Origin of the sequence: Sphingopyxis sp. (genome assembly GCF_016463645.1) — a bacterium.
Lineage (GTDB): Bacteria > Pseudomonadota > Alphaproteobacteria > Sphingomonadales > Sphingomonadaceae > Sphingopyxis.
In genome coordinates this window covers 1-20,464 of record NZ_JAEMQX010000038.1, presented here as the reverse complement: position 1 = coordinate 20,464, position 20,464 = coordinate 1, and the positions used below count along the sequence as shown (strand labels likewise).

22 protein-coding genes and 1 pseudogene are annotated in these 20,464 nt (G+C 65.1%); 14 read left to right on the top strand and 9 right to left on the bottom strand.

Annotated features, from left to right (window positions below):
* A partial coding sequence (locus JHC57_RS10230) for an SDR family NAD(P)-dependent oxidoreductase (protein WP_294029899.1) occupies nt 1-568 on the bottom strand: 568 nt, incomplete at its 3' end.
* Nucleotides 569-576: 8 nt separating this feature from the next.
* On the bottom strand, nt 577-2,067 hold the full coding sequence (locus JHC57_RS10225) for an NAD(P)/FAD-dependent oxidoreductase (RefSeq protein ID WP_294029898.1): 1,491 nt from the start codon (nt 2,065-2,067) through the stop codon (nt 577-579).
* Nucleotides 2,068-2,120: 53 nt separating this feature from the next.
* On the opposite strand from JHC57_RS10225, the gene JHC57_RS10220 reads away from it, so the two are divergent.
* Nucleotides 2,121-2,747 (top strand): TetR/AcrR family transcriptional regulator, encoded by a 627-nt coding sequence (locus JHC57_RS10220; RefSeq protein ID WP_294029897.1) that lies wholly within the window; start codon nt 2,121-2,123, stop codon nt 2,745-2,747.
* Nucleotides 2,748-2,766: 19 nt separating this feature from the next.
* Here the strand turns inward: JHC57_RS10220 and JHC57_RS10215 are convergent, their stop codons facing one another.
* Nucleotides 2,767-3,678 (bottom strand): LysR family transcriptional regulator, encoded by a 912-nt coding sequence (locus JHC57_RS10215; protein ID WP_294029896.1) that lies wholly within the window; start codon nt 3,676-3,678, stop codon nt 2,767-2,769.
* 114 nt (nt 3,679-3,792) lie between these two features.
* Here JHC57_RS10215 and JHC57_RS10210 point away from each other — a divergent pair, with 114 nt between their 5' ends.
* A complete protein-coding gene (locus tag JHC57_RS10210) occupies nt 3,793-4,617 on the top strand; it encodes an aldo/keto reductase (protein ID WP_294029895.1) in 825 nt (274 codons plus the stop codon).
* A gap of 11 nt (nt 4,618-4,628) precedes the next feature.
* A complete protein-coding gene (locus JHC57_RS10205; protein WP_294029894.1) occupies nt 4,629-5,834 on the top strand; it encodes an MFS transporter in 1,206 nt (401 codons plus the stop codon).
* 18 nt (nt 5,835-5,852) lie between these two features.
* Here the strand turns inward: JHC57_RS10205 and JHC57_RS10200 are convergent.
* A pseudogene (locus JHC57_RS10200) lies at nt 5,853-5,996 on the bottom strand (family 1 glycosylhydrolase); the annotation flags it as partial.
* Nucleotides 5,997-6,091: 95 nt separating this feature from the next.
* Nucleotides 6,092-6,952, bottom strand: coding sequence for a LysR family transcriptional regulator (locus JHC57_RS10195; protein ID WP_294029893.1), 861 nt, complete (start codon nt 6,950-6,952; stop codon nt 6,092-6,094).
* A 104-nt stretch (nt 6,953-7,056) separates the two neighbouring features.
* On the opposite strand from JHC57_RS10195, the gene JHC57_RS10190 reads away from it, so the two are divergent.
* The 7 genes from JHC57_RS10190 (at nt 7,057) to JHC57_RS10160 (ending at nt 15,252) form a co-directional block, all read left to right on the top strand.
* Nucleotides 7,057-8,505, top strand: coding sequence for an amidohydrolase family protein (locus JHC57_RS10190; RefSeq protein ID WP_294029892.1), 1,449 nt, complete (start codon nt 7,057-7,059; stop codon nt 8,503-8,505).
* 85 nt (nt 8,506-8,590) lie between these two features.
* Entirely contained in the window at nt 8,591-8,986 is a 396-nt protein-coding gene (locus tag JHC57_RS10185) for an ankyrin repeat domain-containing protein (protein WP_294029891.1), read from the top strand.
* Nucleotides 8,987-8,997: 11 nt separating this feature from the next.
* On the top strand, nt 8,998-9,462 hold the full coding sequence (locus JHC57_RS10180) for a nucleoside deaminase (protein ID WP_294029890.1): 465 nt from the start codon (nt 8,998-9,000) through the stop codon (nt 9,460-9,462).
* Nucleotides 9,459-10,409, top strand: a complete 951-nt coding sequence (locus JHC57_RS10175) for an MFS transporter (protein WP_294029889.1) — start codon at nt 9,459-9,461, stop codon at nt 10,407-10,409. The genes JHC57_RS10180 and JHC57_RS10175 overlap by 4 nt, the downstream gene beginning before the upstream one ends.
* Nucleotides 10,390-10,641 carry a hypothetical protein gene (locus JHC57_RS10170; RefSeq protein ID WP_294029888.1) on the top strand — a complete coding sequence of 84 codons (252 nt, stop codon included), beginning with the start codon at nt 10,390-10,392 and terminating at the stop codon, nt 10,639-10,641. The genes JHC57_RS10175 and JHC57_RS10170 overlap by 20 nt, the downstream gene beginning before the upstream one ends.
* 258 nt (nt 10,642-10,899) lie before the next feature.
* Nucleotides 10,900-11,031 (top strand): entericidin A/B family lipoprotein, encoded by a 132-nt coding sequence (locus JHC57_RS10165; RefSeq protein ID WP_294029887.1) that lies wholly within the window; start codon nt 10,900-10,902, stop codon nt 11,029-11,031.
* 444 nt (nt 11,032-11,475) lie between these two features.
* Nucleotides 11,476-15,252, top strand: coding sequence for a CHAT domain-containing tetratricopeptide repeat protein (locus tag JHC57_RS10160; RefSeq protein WP_294029886.1), 3,777 nt, complete (start codon nt 11,476-11,478; stop codon nt 15,250-15,252).
* A gap of 101 nt (nt 15,253-15,353) precedes the next feature.
* Here JHC57_RS10160 and JHC57_RS10155 read toward each other — a convergent pair whose 3' ends face one another.
* Nucleotides 15,354-15,728, bottom strand: a complete 375-nt coding sequence (locus tag JHC57_RS10155) for a hypothetical protein (RefSeq protein WP_294029885.1) — start codon at nt 15,726-15,728, stop codon at nt 15,354-15,356.
* 219 nt (nt 15,729-15,947) lie between these two features.
* Entirely contained in the window at nt 15,948-16,571 is a 624-nt protein-coding gene (locus JHC57_RS10150) for a Yip1 family protein (RefSeq protein WP_294029884.1), read from the bottom strand.
* Between the two features lie 177 nt (nt 16,572-16,748).
* On the opposite strand from JHC57_RS10150, the gene hspQ reads away from it, so the two are divergent.
* The gene (gene hspQ / locus JHC57_RS10145; RefSeq protein ID WP_294029883.1) at nt 16,749-17,123 is read left to right on the top strand and encodes a heat shock protein HspQ; all 375 of its coding nucleotides are present in this window, start codon (nt 16,749-16,751) and stop codon (nt 17,121-17,123) included.
* A gap of 9 nt (nt 17,124-17,132) precedes the next feature.
* On the opposite strand, the gene JHC57_RS10140 is transcribed toward hspQ, so the two are convergent.
* Nucleotides 17,133-18,005: an ABC transporter permease gene (locus JHC57_RS10140; RefSeq protein ID WP_294029882.1), complete on the bottom strand. Its 873-nt coding sequence runs from the start codon at nt 18,003-18,005 to the stop codon at nt 17,133-17,135.
* A 118-nt stretch (nt 18,006-18,123) separates the two neighbouring features.
* Here JHC57_RS10140 and JHC57_RS10135 point away from each other — a divergent pair, with 118 nt between their 5' ends.
* Nucleotides 18,124-18,813: a GcrA family cell cycle regulator gene (locus tag JHC57_RS10135; protein WP_294029881.1), complete on the top strand. Its 690-nt coding sequence runs from the start codon at nt 18,124-18,126 to the stop codon at nt 18,811-18,813.
* A gap of 10 nt (nt 18,814-18,823) precedes the next feature.
* Complete coding sequence (locus JHC57_RS10130; RefSeq protein WP_294029880.1) at nt 18,824-19,228, top strand: PaaI family thioesterase; 405 nt, start codon at nt 18,824-18,826, stop codon at nt 19,226-19,228.
* A 52-nt stretch (nt 19,229-19,280) separates the two neighbouring features.
* Here the strand turns inward: JHC57_RS10130 and JHC57_RS10125 are convergent, their stop codons facing one another.
* Entirely contained in the window at nt 19,281-20,111 is an 831-nt protein-coding gene (locus JHC57_RS10125; RefSeq protein ID WP_294029879.1) for an outer membrane beta-barrel protein, read from the bottom strand.
* Between the two features lie 171 nt (nt 20,112-20,282).
* On the opposite strand from JHC57_RS10125, the gene JHC57_RS10120 reads away from it, so the two are divergent.
* Nucleotides 20,283-20,464 (top strand): hypothetical protein (locus tag JHC57_RS10120; RefSeq protein WP_294029878.1); only part of this gene is annotated, 182 nt, incomplete at its 3' end.

Sequence of the window (20,464 nt, the reverse complement as noted above, 5' to 3'; positions counted from 1 at the left end):
CGATCGCGGTCCGTACGCCGCCGGGATGGGCGACGGTCACGCCGACCGTCGAGCCGACCAGCTCCTTGCGAAGCGCATCGGAAAAGCCGCGCACCGCGAACTTGCTTGCCGCATAGGCGGCCTGCCCCGGCGGTGCGATCAAGCCGAACAGGCTCGACAGGTTGACGATGCGCGCGTCGTTGCTGCGGTGCAGGACCGGCAGGAAGGCGCGCGTCATCCGTACGACGCCCCAGAAATTGATATCGAACAGCCATTCGAACTCGGCTTCCGATACCTGTTCGAAGGCGCCTCCGAGCGCGACACCCGCATTGTTGACAAGCAGGTCGACCGACGGGTGAGGCGCCGCGACGAGACCGGGCAGCGCGGCAACCCCATCGCAGTCCGCAACGTCGAGCCGGTGGCAACTGACGCGAACGCCGTGAAGCGTCGCAGCCGTTTCGACCAGCCCCGGCTCGTTGATATCGCAGAGGGCGAGATGGCATCCGCGATCGGCCAGCGATGTGGCGATCGCACGACCGATGCCGTCGGCGGCGCCGGTCACCACGGCGGTCTTCCCGGCTAGTTGCATCCGCCCGCTCATGCCGCCACCCGCGTGGCGCCTGCCGCTTCGAAGCGCATCGCCTCGTCCTCCAGCGGCTTCCAGCTAAGGTCGAGCGTGTCGAGAAGATAATTCTGATGCACGCGCCACGGCGCCGCCACGCCCTGCTTCGGCAGGATATCGGCGGCGCGCTGGACATAGCCCGACGAGAAATCGAGAAGCTGTTCCTCCGGGGTGCCGGGCTTCGCGACCGGGCGGCAAATCTGTACATCCTTGGCCGCCATATGGTTGATCAGCCGGCAGGTATAGCGCGCCGACAGGTCGCATTTGAGCGTCCACGATGCATTGGTATAACCGAAGGCGAAGGCGAAATTCGGGACCCCGTCGAGCATCATCCCCTTGTAGACCAGCCGCCCCGCCGCCGACGCCGGCCGGCCGTCGACGCTGAGGTCGATCCCGCCCATCATCCGGAGGTTGAGCCCGGTCGCGGTCACTATAATATCGGCATCGAGGCGCTCGCCCGATTCAAGCTCGATCCCGCCTGCCGTGAAGCGCCGGATCCGGTCGGTCACGACCGAGGCCTGCCCGTCGCGGATCGCATCGAACAGGTCGTTGTCGGGCACGAGGCATATCCGCTGGTCCCAGGGATTGTAGCGCGGGGTGAAATGTCGCTCGACGTCATAACCGGGGCCGAGCGCCTGGCGGACACCCGCGACGATCTGGTCCTTCACTCGCGCCGGGCGCTTGCGCGAGACCTGAAAGATCAGGATGCCGGTCAGGACATTCTTCCACCGCACCAGCCAGTCGGCGACCCTGGCGGGCAGCCAGCGGCGCAGCGCGATTGCCGCCCTGTCCTGCTGCGGGCGCGAGACGACATAGGTCGGCGAACGCTGCAGCATCGTGACATGCGCAGCCTCGGGAAGCAGCGACGGGATCAACGTGATCGCGGTCGCGCCGCTGCCGATGACGACGATCTTCCTGCCCGCATAGTCGAGATCTTGTGGCCAATGCTGCGGATGGACGATCGGGCCGGCGAAATCCTCGCGCCCCTCGAATTCGGGAGTGAACCCTTGCGCGAAGTCATAATAGCCCGCCGCGACGAACAGGAAACGGCAGCGAAAGCGAGCGGGCCTGCCGTCCGCCTCGACCTCGAGCATCCACTCGGCGTTTTCGCTCGACCAGGCCGCGCCGACGACCTTGTGGCCGAAGCGGATATGCCGCTTGAGGTCGAACGCCTCCGCGGTGTCCTCGATATAGTCGCGGATGCTCGCGCCATCGACGATTGCATCGTCGCCGCGCCACGGCCGGAAGGGAAAGCCGAGCGTCGTCATGTCCGAGTCCGAGCGGATGCCCGGATAGCGGAACAGGTCCCACGTCCCGCCGATCGCGTCGCGGCCTTCGAGGATCGCGAAGCTCTGGCCCGGACACTCGGTCGACAGGCGATAGGCCATGTCGATCCCCGACAGGCCGGCCCCCACTATCACCATGTCGAGGATTTGCTCTTGCGGGTCTTTGGCTGCTGATGGCATTTTTTCATCCTGAAAGGGAGATGGCGGTTGCATCTGACATCGCATGTTGTCACATGGCAGTCATGACGGAAAATGTCAAAGGCCAACGCGAATATCGCGGTAGTTCGGGCGCCGACCGCATGCGCGAGCGGCGCGAGCGGCTGATCGAGGCGGCGATCGCCGTCTATGCCGAGCGCGGCTATCCGAAGGCGTCGGTGCGCGCGATCTGCAAGGAAGCAAAGCTCACCGAGCGCTATTTCTATGAATCCTTCGCATCGGGCGAAGATCTGCTCGTTGCGGCGTTCGAGACGATATCGGACGAGCTGTTCGAAGTCGTGGACGCAGCGGACAGCGGCGGGGAGCCGGAACAGCGCATTCACGCGAGGCTCCGGGCCTATTATGACGCGCTGCACCAGCGGCCGTCGGCGACGCGCGTCTTCTTTATCGACACTGTCAATGTCAGTAAGCGCGTCGATGTCCTTTTCGAGCACGCCATCCGCCGGTTCGAGCGGGGAATGGCCGAACTGCTCGATATGCCGGCGCCCGCAAGCGATACAGTCGATCTCCGCCTGCGCGGCGTGAGCGGCGGACTGCATCAGATCGCGCTCGCGTGGATGCGCGAGGATTTTGCCCGCCCCACCACCGAAGTGGTGGAGATCGCCCTGCGCTTCTGCCTCGCCATTCGAGGGACCGGCATGTGACGGGCCCACTCTGGGGCGGCTATGGTTCACCCGCGCTCAGAAACTGCTGGAGACGCGGGGCAGCGAAGTCGAGGAAGGCGCGCACGCGCTGGGGCATATAGCCGCCACCGAGGAAGACGGCGTGGATCTGCTCCTCGTCGGATTCGACGACATCGGCGAGCACCTCGACAAGGCGTCCCGCGGCGAGGTCGGCGCGGACATGATAATCGCCCATACGCGCGAGCCCGACGCCGGCGAGCGTCATATGCCGTACCGTCTCGCCGTTGTTGGCGAGCAGCGAGCCCCGTACCGCGCGATCGACGATCCGCCCGCTCTCGGGGATCGGCCACACCGGTGCGGAGCGACGAAAGTTGAAGCCGAGGCAATTGTGCTGCGCTAGGTCATCAACGGTGCGCGGCGTCCCGCGGCGCTTGAGATAGGCGGGCGCGGCAACGATCTTGCGCCGCGCGGTGCCGAGCCGGCGCGCGATCATTCCCGAATCGGGGAGCGGCCCGACCCGGAAGGCGACATCGGTGCGGTCGAGATAGAGATCGACGATCTCGTCCGACAGCGACAGGTCGACGACGATATTGGGATAGACCTGCCAGAATTCGGGAAGCAGCGGCTCGAGCCCCAGTACCCCGAGCGCGACCGAGATGTTGACGCGCACCGTGCCCCCTGTGGTCGCCGCGCCCTCGGACAATTCGCGCTCGATCTCGTCGAGGTTGTGGAGCAGCGTCTGGCTCCGCTCGTAATAGAGCCGCCCCTCTGTGGTCAGCGACAGGCGGCGGGTCGAACGCTCGATCAACCGCACGCCGAGCCGCGCCTCGATCCGCGCGACAAGCTTGCTGACCGTCGACGGCGTCATCCGCAGCAGCCGCGCGGCTTCGGAAAAGCTGCCCGTCTCCACCACTCGCAGGAACACCTGCATTTCGCCCGCACGATTGTCCATATCACTCACCTTTGATTTTGTTTCACAGATGAAATGGATATCCGACCGATTATCAAGCCCGCCGCATCGCTTTATTTCATCGCCCGAAGCCAATCGCTGCTGGAGGATTTTTCGATGCAGACTGTCACCTCGCATGGCGCCGCCATCCCAGCCCTCGGTTTCGGCGTGTTCCGCATGTCGGACGCCGAGGTCGAGCGCGTCGTCCCCGTCGCGCTCGAAGCGGGTTTCCGCCACTTCGACACCGCGCAAATCTATGCCAACGAAGCCGCGCTGGGCCGCGCGCTCCATGCCGCCGGCGCGCGGCGCGGCGACCTTTTCCTGACCACGAAGGTCTGGGTCGACAACTACAGCCCCGACCGCTTCGCCGCGTCGGTCGGCGAAAGCCTCGACAAGCTCGGGACCGACCATGTCGACCTGCTGCTGCTCCACTGGCCGGGCGACCGGGTGCCGGTCGCAGCGCAAGTCGAGATGCTGGACGCGGTGCAGGTCGCGGGCCACGCACGGCACATCGGCGTCAGCAACCAGAATATCGCCCAGATGCGCGCCGCCGCCGTGCAGGCCGTTGCGCCAATCGTGACCAATCAGGTCGAACTCCACCCCTACCTGCCCCAGCATGCGCTGACCGCCGCCGCAAAGGCCGAGGGGATCGCCCTCACCGCCTACTACGGCATGGCCGACGGCGCGGTGCCACGCGACCCGGTGCTGCGACGCATCGGCGCCCGGCACGGCAAGACCGCGGCGCAGGTCGGCCTGCGCTGGCTGATCGAGCAAGGCCATATTGCGCTGTCCAAGACCGCGAACCCTGCCCGCGTGAAGGAAAATATCGCGATCTTCGACTTCGCGCTCGATCCGACCGACCTGGCCGATATCGCGGGTCTTGCGCGGCCCGATGGCCGCATCGTCAGCCCCGTGGGCCTCGCGCCGGCTTGGGACGCCTGAGGAGAGTGATAATGGACACCAACCCAGCGACGCCCGCCCCCTCCCCCGCGCACGCCCGCTGGGCACTGCTCGCGCTCGCGATCGGCGCCTTCGGGATCGGCACCACCGAATTTTCGCCGATGGGCCTGCTCCCCGTCATCGCCGAGGGGGTCGACGTCTCGATCCCGACCGCAGGGCTGCTGATCAGCGCCTATGCGATCGGGGTGATGGTCGGCGCGCCCATCATGACGCTCGCCTTCAGCCGCTTCGGCAAGCGCACCGCGCTGATGCTGCTGATGGCGATCTTCACCATCGGCAATCTGATGTCGGCAATGGCGCCCGGCTACGCCACGCTGCTGCTCGCGCGGCTCGTCACCAGCCTGAATCATGGTGCCTTCTTCGGCCTCGGCGCCGTTGTGGCGGCGAGCGTCGTGCCGAAGGAAAAGCAGGCGAGCGCAGTAGCCGCGATGTTCATGGGGCTGACCATCGCCAATATCGGCGGCGTCCCCGCCGCGACTTGGGTCGGACAGCAGATCGGCTGGCGCATGGCTTTCGCCGGGACGGCGGCGATCGGGCTCGCGGCGATCGCCGCGCTGTGGGTAGCGCTGCCCAAGGGCGAGCGCGGCGCGATGCCCGACGTAAAACGCGAGCTTGGCGTGATCGCCCAGCCCGCAGTACTACTCGCGATGGCGACGACTGTGATGGGGGCCGGGGCGATGTTCGCGCTTTACGCTTATGTCGCCCCGACGCTGGCGGCGCTGACCGGCGCGTCGGACGCGTTCGTGACACTCGCGTTGGCGTTGATCGGGGTTGGCTTCACGATCGGCAACTGGATCGGCGGACGGCTCGCCGACTGGTCGCTCGACGGCGCGAGCAAGATCTTCCTCTCCGCGCTCGCCGCAATCATGGTGATGCTTCCGCTGATGCTCACGAGCCATGTTGGCGCAGCGACCGGCCTGCTCGTCTGGGGCGTCGCCGCCTTCGCCATCGTCCCGCCGGTGCAGATGCGGGTGATGGAAGCCGCGTCCGAAGCGCCCGGTCTCGCCTCGTCGATCAACGTCGGGGCCTTCAACCTCGGCAACGCGCTCGGCGCGGCGACGGGCGCCGCCCTCATCAGCCTCGGCCTCGGCTATGCAGCGGTCATTATTGCCGGCGCGCTGCTCGCCGCCATCGGGCTCGGGTTGGTTTTCCTCGGCGGCTGCGGCGAATCCCGACAGTTGGCGAATTGCGACGCCTGACATCCCGAGGTCAGGCGATCATATCCGGTTCGCCTTCGCATAGCGGTCGAGGTGCAGCGCGCTGGGCTTGACCGTCCGCTTGAAGCTGGTGCGATCGACCGCGACGAGCCCGAACTTCGGCCGATAGCCGAACGACCAATCGAAATTGTCGAGCAGCGACCAGCGGAACGTCCGATGTCAGGGATACCGGCCGTTGAAATTGCCCCCGCAAGATACGCGCGTTTGCTTCCACCGGCTGCACGACATCAGTTCCCGGATCAAATGCCAGGGAACGACACCTCGTGCCGATCCAGCAAGGCAGACCGGATAAGGTCGATCAGCCGGCCGATCAGACCCGAGGTCTCCCATGAATAGACCGAGACGACCATCGCCGCTTCTTCGCCGAATCCGGCAAAGGGCCGGATCGCGTGGCCGGGCGCAGCGCTCTTTGGCAACAGCGACAGGCCAAGTCCGGCCTCGACCGCAGTCAGGACGCTGCCAAGGCTGGTCGCCGTAAAGGCCACGTACCAGCTTCGGCGCTCGCGCTCGACCCGCTCGAACATCGCCTCGCGATAGAGACCGCCCTGAGGAAAGGTCACGAGCGGGATCGGTTCCGCCCAGGGCAATATGCGCCGGGCACCTTCGAACCAGCCGATCGCTTCGGGAAAACTCGCGCGATTATCGCTACTGGCGGCCGCTTCCTTGACGGCGATGATGTCGAACTCGCCGGCGCGGAAGCGCCGGTCGAGATCGCGGCTGAGCCCCGTGGTCACGTCGAGGCGCACCTCACGGTACTGCTCGGCGAAACGCGCGAAGACCTCACTCATCGGCAGGGTAACGATATCCTCGGGCAGCCCGATGCGAATCGCCGTTGTGCCAGCGCGATCGGAGAGCAAGGCCTCGGCCTCCTGCTGCAACGCAAGGATGCGGCGCGCATAGCCGAGCAGACGCTCGCCAGGCGCAGTGGCGTAAACGGGGCGCGCCGCGCGGTCGATCAGCGGCAAACCAACCGCCTGCTCGAGCCGGGCGAGTTGCTGACTGATCGTCGACTGGGTGCTGTGCAGCCTTTCGGCCGCCTGCGTGAAGCTGCCCGTATCGACAATGGCAACGAAGGTGCGAAGGAGTCGCGGATCAAGCATGACATCATCTTAAATCTGAATACTATTTATTCAAACATCTCATTGGAGAATGGTGAGTCAAGGCCCTATCTGAGTTGATCAATCAACAACCGGAAATCGACGCGATGAAGAAGCTGGTATCCATCCTCCTGGCGGGTCTCGCCCTGCTGCCGCTGTCCGTCGCCGCGAAAGAGCGAGCCGATTTGCTGATCCGCCATGCGACGATCGTCGACGTCGCGCGCGGACGGTTGATCGCCGATCAGACAGTGGCGACGAGGGGCGATGTCATCGTAGCCATTGGCAACGACGCCGAGGTTTCGAAGGCTTGGAGCGCCGCACGCAAGATTGACGGTAGCAACCGCTTCCTCATCCCGGGTCTTTGGGACATGCACGTCCATTTTGGCGGCGGCCCCGCGTTGATCGAAGAGAATAAGGCGCTGCTGCCGCTCTATATCGCGCACGGCATCACGACCGTCCGCGATGCCTCGGGCGACCTGCCGAACGACGTGCTCGCGTGGCGCGGCGAGATTTCGAGCGGCAAGCTGTTCGGTCCGACGCTGCTGAGTTCCGGCCCCAAGATCGAAGGCATCAAGCCGGTCTGGAAAGGCACAATCGAAACCGGTTCGGAGGCCGATGTCGACGCGGCGGTGACGAAGCTCAAGGGGCTCGGCGTCGATTTCGTCAAGATCACCGACAGCACGATGAAGCCCGACCTCTTCCTCTACGCGATCCGCAAGGTGCGCGCCGCGGGCCTCCGCGTCTCGGGCCATATTCCGCTCGCGCTGACCGTCGATCAGGCGGTCGATGCCGGGATCAGCTCGATCGAGCATATCAGCTATGCCTACAAGGCCGGGGTGAAGGACGAAGCAGCAATCGCCGCCGACTTCGCCGCCGGGCGTATCGACCGCGCCGAGGCCTATAGCCGCATCGAGGCCGGCTTCGACCCCGAAACCGCGACGGCCGCCTATCGCAAGCTCGCGGCGAAGGGCGTGTTCGTCACCCCGACGCTCAACGGCAGCCGCGTCATCGCCTATATCGACCGGGACGACCACAAAAACGACGATTACCTTGGCCTGATCGGTCCGGGCCTGCGCGCGACATACGCATGGCGCGTCGATCGCGCCGCCAAGGCCGACGCCGCAGCAATCGCCACGCGCCACGCCGAATATGAACATGAATCGTCGGTGCTGCCGATGTTGCAAAAGGCGGGCGTGACGATCATGGCGGGAACCGATGCGGGCTTCCTCAATTCGTTCAACTATCCCGGCATCGCGCTGCACCAGGAACTCGGCATCTTCGTCGACAAGGGGCTGACCCCGGCAGAGGCGCTCGCCTCCGCGACGCGCGCCGGTCCCGCCTGGTTCGGCAAGCTCGATCATTATGGCGCGGTCGAGGCGGGCAAGGCGGCCGACCTCGTGCTGCTCGACCGCAACCCGCTCGAAGACATAAGCGCGACGCGCGCGATCCGCGCCGTCGTGCTGCGCGGCGCGGCCTATGACCGCGCGGCGCTCGACAGGATGCTCGCTGACTCGCGCGCCAAGGTCGCGGCGTGGAATGCCGCGGCGGCGAAGTGATGCGATGCGCATCGGCAGGCGAACGGCGATCGGCATCGCGCTTGCAGTGGCTGTCGCGGCTTCCCTCCCCGGGTCGGGACAGACCGTGACCGATCTGCGCCTGCACGACGCGGCGGCGAGCGACGATGCGGCGGCGATCCGGTCGTTGCTTGCCGCCGGCGCCAAGGTCGATACGTGCGACGAGACCGGGCGCACGCCCCTGCTCGTCGCGGCGCAGGTGAACGGCGTCCGCGCCGCCGAGGCGCTGATCACCGCGGGGGCCGACGTCAACGCCAAGGACCGGATCGAGGACAGCCCCTATCTTTATGCTGGCGCGCGCGGGCACGACGTGATCCTCGCGATGACGCTCGCGCACGGCGCCGACCCCAGAAGCGTGAACCGCTATGGCGGCACCGCACCGATCCCGGCGGCCGAGCGCGGCCAGCGCGGTCGTGATTTCGTAGCGATGGAAGCGGCACTCGTCCAAGCCGGCGCCCGATAGAAAGGAACGACATGACCGACGCAACCGAACGCTTCCTCACCGAAGCGATTGCCCTCGCGCGCGCCAACGCCGACCGTGGCGGCCGCCCTTTTGGCGCGGTCGTCGTCAAGGACGGAGCAGTGGTCGCGACCGGGATCAACGAGATCCTCGCGACCGGCGACCCGACCGCGCACGCCGAACTCGGCGCGATCCGCGCCGCGAGCCGCGCGCTCGGCTCGCCCGACCTCGGCGGCTGCACGGTCTTCGCGAGCGGCCATCCCTGCCCGATGTGCATGGCGGCGATGCGGCTCTCAGGGGTGAGTGCGGTCGCCTATGCCTATTCGAACGATGACGGGGCGCCCTACGGCCTGTCGACTGCGGCGATTTACGCCGACCTCGCCAAGCCATTCGCCGAACAGTCGATGACGATCCGTCATGTCCCGCAGGGTGCGCCCGATCTCTACGCCGACTGGCAGCGACGGCAGCAGGCGGGATGAAGGCCGCTGCCGCTCGCCTGCTCCCGCTCGCGACGATCGCGCTGATCAGCCTCAACCTCCGCCCCTTTCTGACCGGCGTCGGGCCGCTGGCGGCCGCGATCGACGCCGCGACCGGGCTCGGTCTGCAGGGAATGGCGCTGCTGACCCTGCTGCCGATGCTGTTGATGGGGGGCGGCGCCTTCGCCGGACCGTTCCTCCAGCGCGCGGTGGCACCGGGGCGACTGGTCCTGCTGGCTCTCGCTCTGCTCGCCGCCGGCTCTTTCTTGCGCCTCTTCGCCGCAAGCGGCGGGCTACTGCTCGGCACCGCGATCCTTTGCGGGCTGGGCGCCGCAATCGTTCAGGTAGTGATCCCCGGCGTCATCAAACGCGAATTTCCGAAGCGGACTCCGGTCGTCATGGGGCTTTACTCGGCGATGCTGATGGGCGGCGGCGCGCTGGGAGCGCAGGCGTCCCCATTCCTCGCCCGTGTGTCGGGAAGCTGGCGTGTCGCGCTCGCCCTGCTCGCAGCCCCGGCGATCGCCGCGCTTGCGCTGGCAATGCGTCTGCCACGCGACGACGCGGTGCGGGCGACAAGCGGAACGATGACAGCGCTGCTCCGCCGCCCGCGCACCTGGATGCTGATGGCCTGTTTCGGGCTGGTGAACGGGGGCTATGCGTCGGCGGTTGCTTGGCTTGCACCCTATTATCAGGAGCAGGGGCGCAGCGTCGCCGCGAGCGGCGACTTGTTCGCCGCGTTGGCGATCGCCCAGGCAGCCGCCGCATTGTTGCTGCCGATCGCGGCGCGGGGACGACGACCGTCGAGGCTGGTTATGGTTGAGCCTTGCGATGCAGGCCGCCGGCTTTGCCGGACTGGCCTTCGCGCCGCAGATCGCCCCGCTGCTCTTCGCCATCCTCCTCGGAGCGGGACTCGGCGGATGCTTTGCATTGATGATGATTGTCGCGCTTGACCATCTGCCGGGCGCAGCCGAAGCGGGGACGCTTGCGGCATTGATGCAGGGCGGCGGCTTCCTTTTCGCCGCGCTCCCGCCGTGGATCGTCGCGGCGCTGCACGACCGGACCGGCGGTTTCGTCAACGGATGGCTGCTCCATCTGTGCTGCGTCGTGGTGACGACCATGCTGAGCGCACGGCTCGTTCCCGCGAGCTATGGACGTGCCCTGAAACTTTCTCATGCTGGCTGAGTCTCGAAGCAGGGAGCCTTTGGCCGTCAGCCACCTGTCGGCTCTTCGCGCTCGATCTCGCCAGCAGACACTCCTTCCTCACGCATAGCTATTTCGTAAGAATGCACTGCGGCGTTGCGGGTGCACCCTGACATTCTCCCCCAACCTGGCGATCATTTTGAACGTTTCGGCTAGCATCAGCCGACGCAGCGGAACGATCAATGCGAAAATCCGTAGTCTCAAGCGGAGGGTAGTTCGCCCTCGCGTTGGAGAGAGAGAATGAAAAAGCTTCTGACAATTTTCGCAATTGGCGGGATATTGGTCCTGTCTGCTTGCAATACAGTTGAAGGCGCGGGAAAAGACGTTGAATCCGTTGGGGACTGTGCCGATGGAGTGAAAGGCAACTGCTAGGGGCGTGGACAAATTGGCGTGAGCAGCATTGGCGGAACACGATAAGGCCGTCAGCAGACGGTCTGCCATCGGGCGTCGAGCAGTCAAACCCATTTAGTCATGCCATCGCCAAGGCGCAGCGAAAGCACGCGCCAACGCCCGGTTGCAAGGCTCCCCGAAATGCCTCGACGCGGCGGGTTTGATCGTAAAAAGACGTGATAGGCGCCGGGTACGACGTTGAGTTCTTCATCGCTTTCCATAGCGAATTGCGGCCTCCACGTACCATGGCGTTGGCACGCTCCTCCATGAAGGATCGAGCGGCGATGCGCGTTACCGCCACGGTGCCGCAGCGCCACGGTACGCCTTGGTTGGTTGCGCGCCGGCGAAAGGGAACCAATGCCCCGGCGAGTTGTTCCTGCCCTACTGGCTCCGCCGCGGAATCGGCCGGCCATCATGGGGAATTGCTTGCTTCGCGTCGTTCATCGCCTGGGCTGGCTGGCCTGCATCCTGATGACGGTTCACACCGCATCGCTACAGGCCCAAACTTCACCCGCGCCGCCGGGTGATCCCGCAATCCAGTCACTCATCGACGCTCGCAAATATCCGGAGGCCGAGGCCCTTCTGCGCGATCGCCTGAAGGCGCACGAGACGGCGGGCAGCTTGGTCTCCGCTGCAGCCGCCGGTGATGCCGAATGGCTGGCGTTCCTGCTTGCCATGACGAAGCGGACCGAGGAAGCCGAACTCCTGATCCGATCGGCGGTGCAAACCCGCGAACGGCTGGGCGACAACAAGCTTACGGGCCGGAGTCTCAATCGCCTGGCGTCGGTCCTGCTCGAACGCCGCCGCTATGACGAAGCCGAAGGGGCGGCGCGACGAGCGATTGCCCTGCTCTCCGCGCCGGGCGCGGAAGACGACCGACTGGTCGCCGCTTGGGGGAATATGGGACGGATCCTCGTCGCCAGGGACCGACTGCCTGAGGCAATCGTCGCCTATGATCAGGGGATCAGCGCCGGTCACGCGATGCTTGGCGAAAACAATATGATGGTCGCGGCGCTGCAGTCGCTGCTCGCCGATACGGAAACGAGGATGGCGGCCTATCGCGAGCGCACCACCGAGCAGCGCCGCAAGGTCGATATGGTTGCGGGAACGACGGGTCGCGACAGCCCGGAAACCGCCCGCGAACAATATCTCCTTTCACTTTATCTGGCACGGCAGGGTGACATCGAAGAGGCCGGGAGGTCCGCAGAAGAAGCCTATGAGATTCAGGCCCGCGCGCTTGGGCGCGACCATGCCGACACCCGGGCATCGCTCTACCAGCTTGCGACGATGCTCCGCCGCGATGTCGAACCGCATTCCACGGCGGATGACCGCGAACGCGACTCCCCCCTCCCCCCGAAAGCGGACGGCGCCCTGCCCACCGATACCGAGGAGGATATCCGCCGGCTCATCGATCGCGGAATGTTTGTCAAAGCCGAAGCGGCAGTTCGATCACGGATCGCCCGGCGTTCGGCCGATGCCCCATCGCCCGCTGCAGCGACCGATATGGAACTACTTGCGAATATCCTGTATCTGACTGGCCGCGCCGACACCGCCGAAACGATGATGCGAGACGCCCTCGGCATTCGCGAACGGGCCAACGATCGCAAGGCGCATTCGGTGGCGTTGCGGCGGCTCGCGCTCGTGCTTTCCGCGCGTAGCCGCTATGCGGCGGCCGAAACACACGCCCGTCGTGCGATCGATCTGGTAACGTCTTTGGACGGCGAAAAGCGATCGCTGTCCGCCGCGTGGGGTACATTGGGCGAAGTGCTGGCTGGTCAGCGCCGCCGGCCGGAAGCCTCGGCGGCGATGCAGAAGGCGATCGAATATGGAGCGGCAGCGCTAGGCGACGAGGATCCATTCGTCCTCGAGGAATATAACGGCTTTGCACTGAATCTTGAGGAAATGGACGATCTTGCGGGAGCCGAGACAATCTATCGCCGCAATCTCGACGTCATCCTCCGCACGAAAGGGCGCGGAAGCCTCGAATCCGCCCGTACGCTCGCCTTGTTATCGACCAACCTCGATCGCCAGGAAAAAGATCTGGAGGCCGAAGTGCGGTTGCGCCAGGCCATCCATATTCGTGAGCGCCACCTGGGGTCGGGCAACCCCGACACGCTCCGCTCGCTGGGCAATCTCGTCGGCTTGTTGACCAGGAACGGAAAATATGACGACGCGCGCGTCTTGCAGGCCCGCGTCATCCGGTTGCGATCGGCGCTGCCCGAGCGCAATCTCGAAGAGAGCATCGCCGACCTAGGACGGATGGGCAAGATTCTGGAGAAACAGGGGAAGCCCGACGAAGCAATCGGTTATCAGCGACGCGCATTGACGCTCGCGACCGACACTCTCGATCCCGGCCATCCTTATGTCAGGATCGCGTCGATGGAACTCGCCAAGTCGAGCGCGCGACAGAATCCTGCCTCGGCCGAATATGTGGCTTTGATGCGCGGCGCGGTCGCGCGTGCCCGCGCCGAGAGGACGCGCGTGCTTTCGGCCCGCGACGTTTCGGGCGCCACAGCGAGTGAGCGCGCGATCGCCGCCGCCGTCAGCGACGACGGCTGGTCCGATGCCTCGGGCGCGCGCGTCTTTGCGCTCGCGCTCACCCTCTATGCCAACCATGCGACCGTGGTCCGGAGCGAAGAAGCGAAACTGCGCTCCGAATCCTTCCGCATCGCACAGGATGCGGCATCCAGCGCATCGACCCGCGCGCTCACGGGGATTGTCGCCCGCGAAGCACTCGGCGACACGCCGCTCGCCCGACTGGTGCGCCGCCAACAGGATCTGGCATCGGAAATCCGTGACCTCAACCACACCTTGGGTGCAGCGATGATTGGCGCGCCCGACACGGCGCAAAATCTGAAAGAGAGGATCGGGACGCTTGGCGGGGAACTTGGCGAGATCGAAACTCGGTTGCGCCGCTCCTACCCCGATTATGCACGCCTTGCGGTGCCGCAAACGCTCAGCGAAGACGAGGTACGGCGCCGTCTGCGCCCCGGCGAAGCGCTGCTTCTCGTCACCGAGGGCGAACTTTATGATTTCACCTTTGTCGTCACGAAGGAGGGCGCGAACTGGCATGCCGTGCCACGACTGCAATCCTTCCTGCGCGGCACCATCGAAGCGTTTCGCTGCGAGGTCGATCCGCAGACCTGTTCCGGCATCTGGACGGCTTCGCCGCTGTTTGAACGCCGCTATGCTTGGGACCTTTATCGCTTTCTGGTCCAACCGCACGAGTCGCTGCTCAAGGATGTAAAGACCCTCTATGTGACGACATCGGGGGCACTAGCCGATCTTCCCTTCGCCGCATTCATCACCGCCGAACCCGAAGGGCCCGACACCGAGACCGCGCTCGACGCGACCCCATGGCTTGGCGACCGCTTTGCGGTCGTCAATCTGCCCTCGGTCGAATCCCTACGGATCGGAAAGCGGCGTCCGGTCAAGCGGAATGCGCTCCCCTTCATCGGCTATGGCGCACCGGTGCTGGCTAAAGCGGGGGACAAGAGGGCCGTGACCACCGGGCTGTCGCCGCGGGCCGGGGAAGCCGGCCCCGCCCTCGCCGATCCCGACCGGCTGCGCGCGCTTCGCTCGCTTCCGGGGACCGAAGTTGAACTGAACGCGATGGCGCGCGTCCTCGACGCCGGCACCGGGGCGATCCATCTGGGCAAAGATGCGACTGAGGCCGCTGTTCGCACGAACGGACGATTGCGCGACGCGCGCATCGTCGCCTTTGCGACGCACGGGATCCTACCCGGCGAGATCGAAGGCTTCGCCGAACCAGGCCTGATTTTCACGCCACCCGGCCGCGCGACACCTGCGGACGACGGGATATTGACCGCCGCCGAAGCCGCCGGACTCGACCTGTCGGCCGACTGGGTCATATTATCGGCCTGCAACACCGGGACCACCGAAGGCCCGGGCGGCGGAGACGCCCTGTCCGCGCTGGCGCGCTCGTTCCTCTATGCCGGAGCCGACGCGCTGCTCGCGAGCCGATGGCGCGTCGGCGACAAGGTCACGGCAGCACTTACGGTCGAAACGCTCGTCAATGCCAAGCGAAACCCGAAAACGGGCAAGGCCGCGGCCTTCCAGTCCGCCATGCGCGCCATCCGCACCGGCAAGCGTGAAGACGGGTCGGAGGTGGAAGGCTGGAACAGCGACTGGGCGCATCCCGCCGCTTGGGCACCCTTCATCCTGATTGCGACCGCGAATTGACGTGAGCGCGTGAAAGTCGATGGCAGCAGCGCGGCTCGCCTACTCCGGAGAATCGCGACACGGCGGTCTGCGTGGCACCGTGCTCGATCGATCCCGACCGCTTAAACAGCCCGGCCGGTTGGAGACGGTCTGGCCGCAAGATGAGGAAAGCTGACAATGATCACGAAGGGCTTGTCATGACGAATGCGACCGATCGGATCCCGCACCAAGGCGAGTGTAAGGGAAGCATCTTGCTCCGGGCAACCGAAGCGAACCGACGCAGCTGAATTTTGGCGCGCGTAAAATGCGATCAACGCGCTCTCGACGTTGCGAACCAGCCGCTCGAACACCATTTCGCCGACGGCAACCTGCCCGAATACCGATCCCGTCAAACGCCTTGAAATCAGGTGTCGGAGCTGTTCATTATTTCGATGATCCGCCCGGCGAAGTGACGACGGATTTCGAACGGCTCCCCCATCTTGCAGGGGCGTCGCCATCGGCGATCGACAGGACGCGTCCGGGCAGGCCATGCCTTGTTTTGCCGACTGTCTCGTCGCCGACCGGCCGACGCCCCGGCCGTGCATGAAGGCGTGTTCGTGCCGGTGCGGCCGCTGTGCTGACGGATCTTTTTCTGGTCTGCATAGCGAAGCAGCAGTCTGAAACACGCATCGGGAGCCAGCTGCCCCGGCGCGAAACCGGGGCAGCGTACAGCGGCGTCACCTGATCGTGACGAGCGACGGCGCTGCGAGCGCCCCGACCACGGCGCCGACGATCAGGAACAGCACGATATACACGATAATCACGACGACCGTGTAACCGAGCGCCTTGTCCTGCGGTGCCTTCATTAGCGCCGGCAGGCCGAGATAGAGCAGATAAAGGCCGTAAAGCGCAAAGAGGAGACCGATGACCGCGAGCGCTGGCAATATCCCGAAAATACCGCCGACCCAGCCGGCGGTCGCCGAGTAAGCCGCGACCTTCAGCGCCTGCACCTGATCCTTCTGTCCGCCGAAATTGGGCGCAAGCCCATCGATCACCAACGCGAGGATGAAGATGGTCGCGAGCGACAGGCCATAGGATACGATCGCCGAAACCAGCGCGGTCGTCAGCGGCGGATGATAGGTCACCCCCAGCATCGTGATACCGAAGACTTGGCCGCCGATGAGTCCGGCGAGCGGGCCGATGGCGGCCAGGACAAGCACATAAGGAACATAGATCGACTGCGTCGTCGCCGGTTCGGCGGCGATCACGGGCCATGTTTCCTTGGGCTTGAGCAGGATATCCTTTGCGCGCTGGACGATGCCCGAAGCGGGTCCGGAAATATTGGGTGGTACGTCAGCCATAATGCTTCTCCCCTGAAGGTGCGGCCCGCAACCCGAATGGGAAATGCACAAGCCAGAGGAGCGTTTAGCCCATATGGTCAATGCATCTGTAACGCTGATCACAGCCGATTCGGCAAACCGCGGCGGATGTGAATGTAACGGACTTGAAACAGGCGTAAACAGCCATAGATTGACCATATGACACCCGAGTCCTCGTCCGAACTTCCCGCAACCGTTACTGCCCCGTTGATCGGCCGCGCGCGCTTCGCGCCGGGCGACATCGTGCGCCACCGCATGTTCGACTTTCGCGGCGTGGTGTTCGATATCGACCCCGTCTTTGCGAATACCGACGAATGGTACGAAGCGATCCCCGAGGAAATCCGTCCCTCGAAGGAACAGCCCTATTATCACCTGCTCGCCGAAAATGGCGATTCGTCGTACATCGCCTATGTCAGCCAGCAGAATCTGGTCGCCGACAGCGAGGGCGGGCCGATCGACCATCCGCAGATCGAAGCGATGTTCGACGGGCTCGACCATGGACGCTACCGCGTCCGCGCGATCCACCGCCACTGAGCGAGGGCGTCAGGCCTTCAGCTTCCAGCCTGACGCGAGCAGTCGATAGGTGATGACGCCCAGCACGATATTGACCGCGACGAGCATCAGCACCGCGGTGAGGATCGGATTGCCGATCGTCGAATCGACCGTACCGATGAAGCCGTAGCGAAAGCCCATGATCGCATGATAGACGGGATTGCCGTGCGCGATCGTCTGAAACCAGGGCGCGAGCTTGTCGACCGAATAGAAAGTACCCGAAAGCAGCGCGAGCGGCGTCACGACAAAATTGGTCACCGCCGCTGCATGATCGAATTTCTCCGCCCAGACCGAGGTGATGAGGCCGAGAAAGCCGAGCATCATCGCGCCGAGAATGCCGAAAACGGCGACGGCCCAAGGATGATCGGTGCCTACATGCACGCCCGGCCACAGCAACATCGCGAGCCAGAGCGCGAATCCGACGAGGACCGCGCGCGTGACCGCCGCACCGATCAGCGCGATGATCAGCTCGCCCACCGCAAGCGGCGGCATCAGATAGTCGACGATCGTCCCCTGGATCTTGCCGACGAGGAGCGAAAAGCTCGAATTGGCGAAGCTGTTCTGCAGCATCGCCATCATGATCAGGCCGGGCGCGATGAAATCGGCGAAGGGCACGCCGATCACCGTGCGCCCCGCGCCGCCGAGCGCGACGGTAAAAATGACGAGAAAAAGGAGCGTGGTGATCGCGGGGGCCCAGATAGTTTGGAGCTGGACCTTGAAAAAGCGCCGCACCTCCTTGACATATAGCGCCTGCATACCCGGCACGTTCAGCGTGTGGATGTGTGGGACGCCGGGTTCGGCGAAAGCCGGAACCGCGCGGATATTTACTGAGTCGGGGTTCGAAATTTGGGGCTGGTCGTTCATGGCGTTCTCGCCTATCGCCTCCCCGATCCTACCGCAAGCTGGGCCGTCGCGACATCGATCCGAAAGGGTCGCGATGCGGACGATATGACCCGCGGCGTGGAATGATGAGGAATAATAGATGTCATGGACTGACGAGCGCATCGAACAGCTGCGCAGCATGTGGGAAAAGGGCCTGACCGCCAGCCAGATCGCCGACGAACTCGGCGGGGTCAGCCGCAATGCCGTGATCGGCAAGGCGCATCGTCTCGGCCTTAAGTCCCGCCCCTCGCCCGTGAAGGCAACCGAAAAAGTCGCAAAGGTGACAAAGCCTGCCGCCCCCGCCGCTCCCAAGCCAGCGGCAGCCGTCGCGGCGCTGCGCCCGACGGCGCCCGTCGCGCCGCGCCCGGTTGCCGCGGCGCCAAAACCCGAATCCAAGCCTCCTGTGAGCGATCTTGGCGACGATGGCGCCAACGTCGCGCCGAAGCCCGACGCCCCGCGCATCGTCTCGATCGGCCCCGGCGGCTTCATCCGCCAAGGCCCCGGCGACCAGCAGGCGCCGATCCCGCCCGCGCCGCCGCGCCGCCTGGTGCCCGCGAAGCCGAGCCCCGAGATCGCCGACAAGACGAGCCTGCTCGACCTCAACGATCGCATCTGCCGCTGGCCGATGGGACATCCGGGTGAGCCCGACTTCCATTTCTGCGGCGAAGCCGTGAACCCCGGCTTTCCCTATTGTGTCGAGCATTGCGGCCGCGCCTATCAGGCGCAGCTGCCCCGCGGCACGCGGCGCCCACCCCCGCCGCCTCCGTTCGGCGGCCCCAGAGTTCGTTAAGGCGCGTCCGGTGAAGCCCTTCGGGCAGGATTTCGAATTTGCCCGCGCGCTCGGCTTGCAAATGGTCGAGCGCGGCGACGGGCACTGCATAATGGCGATCGATATCGATCCGGAGCGCCATTTCAGCCCGCAGGGCGCGGCGCATGGCGGCGTCGCCTACTCGCTGGCCGATACGGCGATGGGCGGCGCGCTGACCAGCATGCTGGCCGACGATCAGTGGTGCGCGACGCTCGAAATCAAGTTCAACTATCATGTCCGCGTAGGCGAAGGCCGGCTGACCTGCGAGGCCAAAGTCCTGCACCGCGGCAAGCGAGTCGCGAACATCGACGCACGTCTCTATCAGGATGGCCGCATCGTCAGCAGCGCGAACGGCAATTTCGCGATCTTCGCCGCGCCACACGCTCGGCAGGCATAGGTAAGGCGCCGGACCGCGTGGGCCCGGCACCTCCCTTTCCGCTCCCAAGAGGTCAGAAGCGGTAACTCAACGTCCCGCGCACGCTGTGCGTCTGAAAGTTAGGATCGCTGCGGCGAATATCGGTCCCGCCATTTACGATCAGAAACGGGTTCGTTCCCGGCGCAGTACCCGGACCGACATTCACGACATAATCTTTGTCCTTCACATCGGTGTAGAGGTATTCGAGCCCGAGCCCGATGTTGTTCGTGACCATCAGCTCGGCGCCGCCGCCCACGGTATAACCCCAAGCATTGGTCTTGCCATTGTCGGTAAAGCTGTTCGCGGTGTTGGTCGTCGTGAACTTGTTGTCGAGCCGGGCATAGGCGCCGCCGCCGGTCACATAGAAGAGCGCGCCGCCGCCGGGCGTGTAGCCGGCACGCAGGCGCGCGTTCGCCTGATAATCGACCTCGCGGTTCATCGTGTAGCTTGCGGGGGTCGTCGAAAAACCGCTGACGCTGTCGCGCGCAACGCTATGACCGCCCTCGACGACCGCGCCGAGCACGAAATTGCCCATGCGGCGATCATAGCCGAGACGCCCGAAGAATTCCGCACCGTCCTTGTCATTGCGGCAGCCGAGGTTGGCTGTTCCCGTCGCCGTACCGTTGCAGAAGCCGGGCGCGAAAGCGTCGGTTCCATCCATCGTATTGACCGGATCACCATAGGCGCCGTCGGCATCGGTGTCGAAGATCAGCGTTTCGCCGCGATCGCTTCCCTGAAGCGCGGCGCCGCCGCCGACGGAAATATAAGGGCCGTTGAAGTCCTGGGACGTATCGCGATCCTGTGCATAGGCCGGAACGACCAGCAGGGATGCCGTCGAAACGGCGAGGAGAGCTGCGAATTTCATTGTTATTACTCCATTTTTTGGTGACTTTGCAGTCGTCACCCAAACCCGGGCCCCTGTTTCAAAGTTCCTTGCTGTGGTCGAAATGCGACGAACCGAGCCGGCGGAGGGCCCCAAGCCCGGCGCCGAAAACCGCGCTTGCCAGCGCCCTTCCCGGCCCCTTATAGCCAAGGCATGAGTCACGATTTGTTCGACAGCAGCCAGCCCGCGACCGACAGCTACAATGCCTCGCAGATCGAGGTACTCGAAGGGCTCGAACCCGTCCGGCGACGCCCCGGCATGTATATCGGCGGCACCGACGAACGCGCGCTCCACCATCTCGCCGCCGAGGTCATCGACAACAGCATGGACGAGGC

Coding starts and splice junctions, on each gene's coding strand:
- JHC57_RS10170 (WP_294029888.1), top strand. CDS start 10,390: ATGATGATTGTCGCGCTTGACCATCTGCCGGGCGCAGCCGAAGCGGGG.
- JHC57_RS10225 (WP_294029898.1), bottom strand. CDS start 2,067: ATGCCATCAGCAGCCAAAGACCCGCAAGAGCAAATCCTCGACATGGTG.
- JHC57_RS10180 (WP_294029890.1), top strand. CDS start 8,998: ATGACCGACGCAACCGAACGCTTCCTCACCGAAGCGATTGCCCTCGCG.
- JHC57_RS10195 (WP_294029893.1), bottom strand. CDS start 6,952: ATGCTTGATCCGCGACTCCTTCGCACCTTCGTTGCCATTGTCGATACG.
- JHC57_RS10190 (WP_294029892.1), top strand. CDS start 7,057: ATGAAGAAGCTGGTATCCATCCTCCTGGCGGGTCTCGCCCTGCTGCCG.
- JHC57_RS10150 (WP_294029884.1), bottom strand. CDS start 16,571: ATGGCTGACGTACCACCCAATATTTCCGGACCCGCTTCGGGCATCGTC.
- JHC57_RS10155 (WP_294029885.1), bottom strand. CDS start 15,728: ATGGCGACGCCCCTGCAAGATGGGGGAGCCGTTCGAAATCCGTCGTCA.
- JHC57_RS10205 (WP_294029894.1), top strand. CDS start 4,629: ATGGACACCAACCCAGCGACGCCCGCCCCCTCCCCCGCGCACGCCCGC.
- JHC57_RS10125 (WP_294029879.1), bottom strand. CDS start 20,111: ATGAAATTCGCAGCTCTCCTCGCCGTTTCGACGGCATCCCTGCTGGTC.
- JHC57_RS10175 (WP_294029889.1), top strand. CDS start 9,459: ATGAAGGCCGCTGCCGCTCGCCTGCTCCCGCTCGCGACGATCGCGCTG.
- JHC57_RS10220 (WP_294029897.1), top strand. CDS start 2,121: ATGGCAGTCATGACGGAAAATGTCAAAGGCCAACGCGAATATCGCGGT.
- hspQ (WP_294029883.1), top strand. CDS start 16,749: ATGACACCCGAGTCCTCGTCCGAACTTCCCGCAACCGTTACTGCCCCG.
- JHC57_RS10215 (WP_294029896.1), bottom strand. CDS start 3,678: ATGGACAATCGTGCGGGCGAAATGCAGGTGTTCCTGCGAGTGGTGGAG.
- JHC57_RS10135 (WP_294029881.1), top strand. CDS start 18,124: ATGTCATGGACTGACGAGCGCATCGAACAGCTGCGCAGCATGTGGGAA.
- JHC57_RS10140 (WP_294029882.1), bottom strand. CDS start 18,005: ATGAACGACCAGCCCCAAATTTCGAACCCCGACTCAGTAAATATCCGC.
- JHC57_RS10210 (WP_294029895.1), top strand. CDS start 3,793: ATGCAGACTGTCACCTCGCATGGCGCCGCCATCCCAGCCCTCGGTTTC.
- JHC57_RS10165 (WP_294029887.1), top strand. CDS start 10,900: ATGAAAAAGCTTCTGACAATTTTCGCAATTGGCGGGATATTGGTCCTG.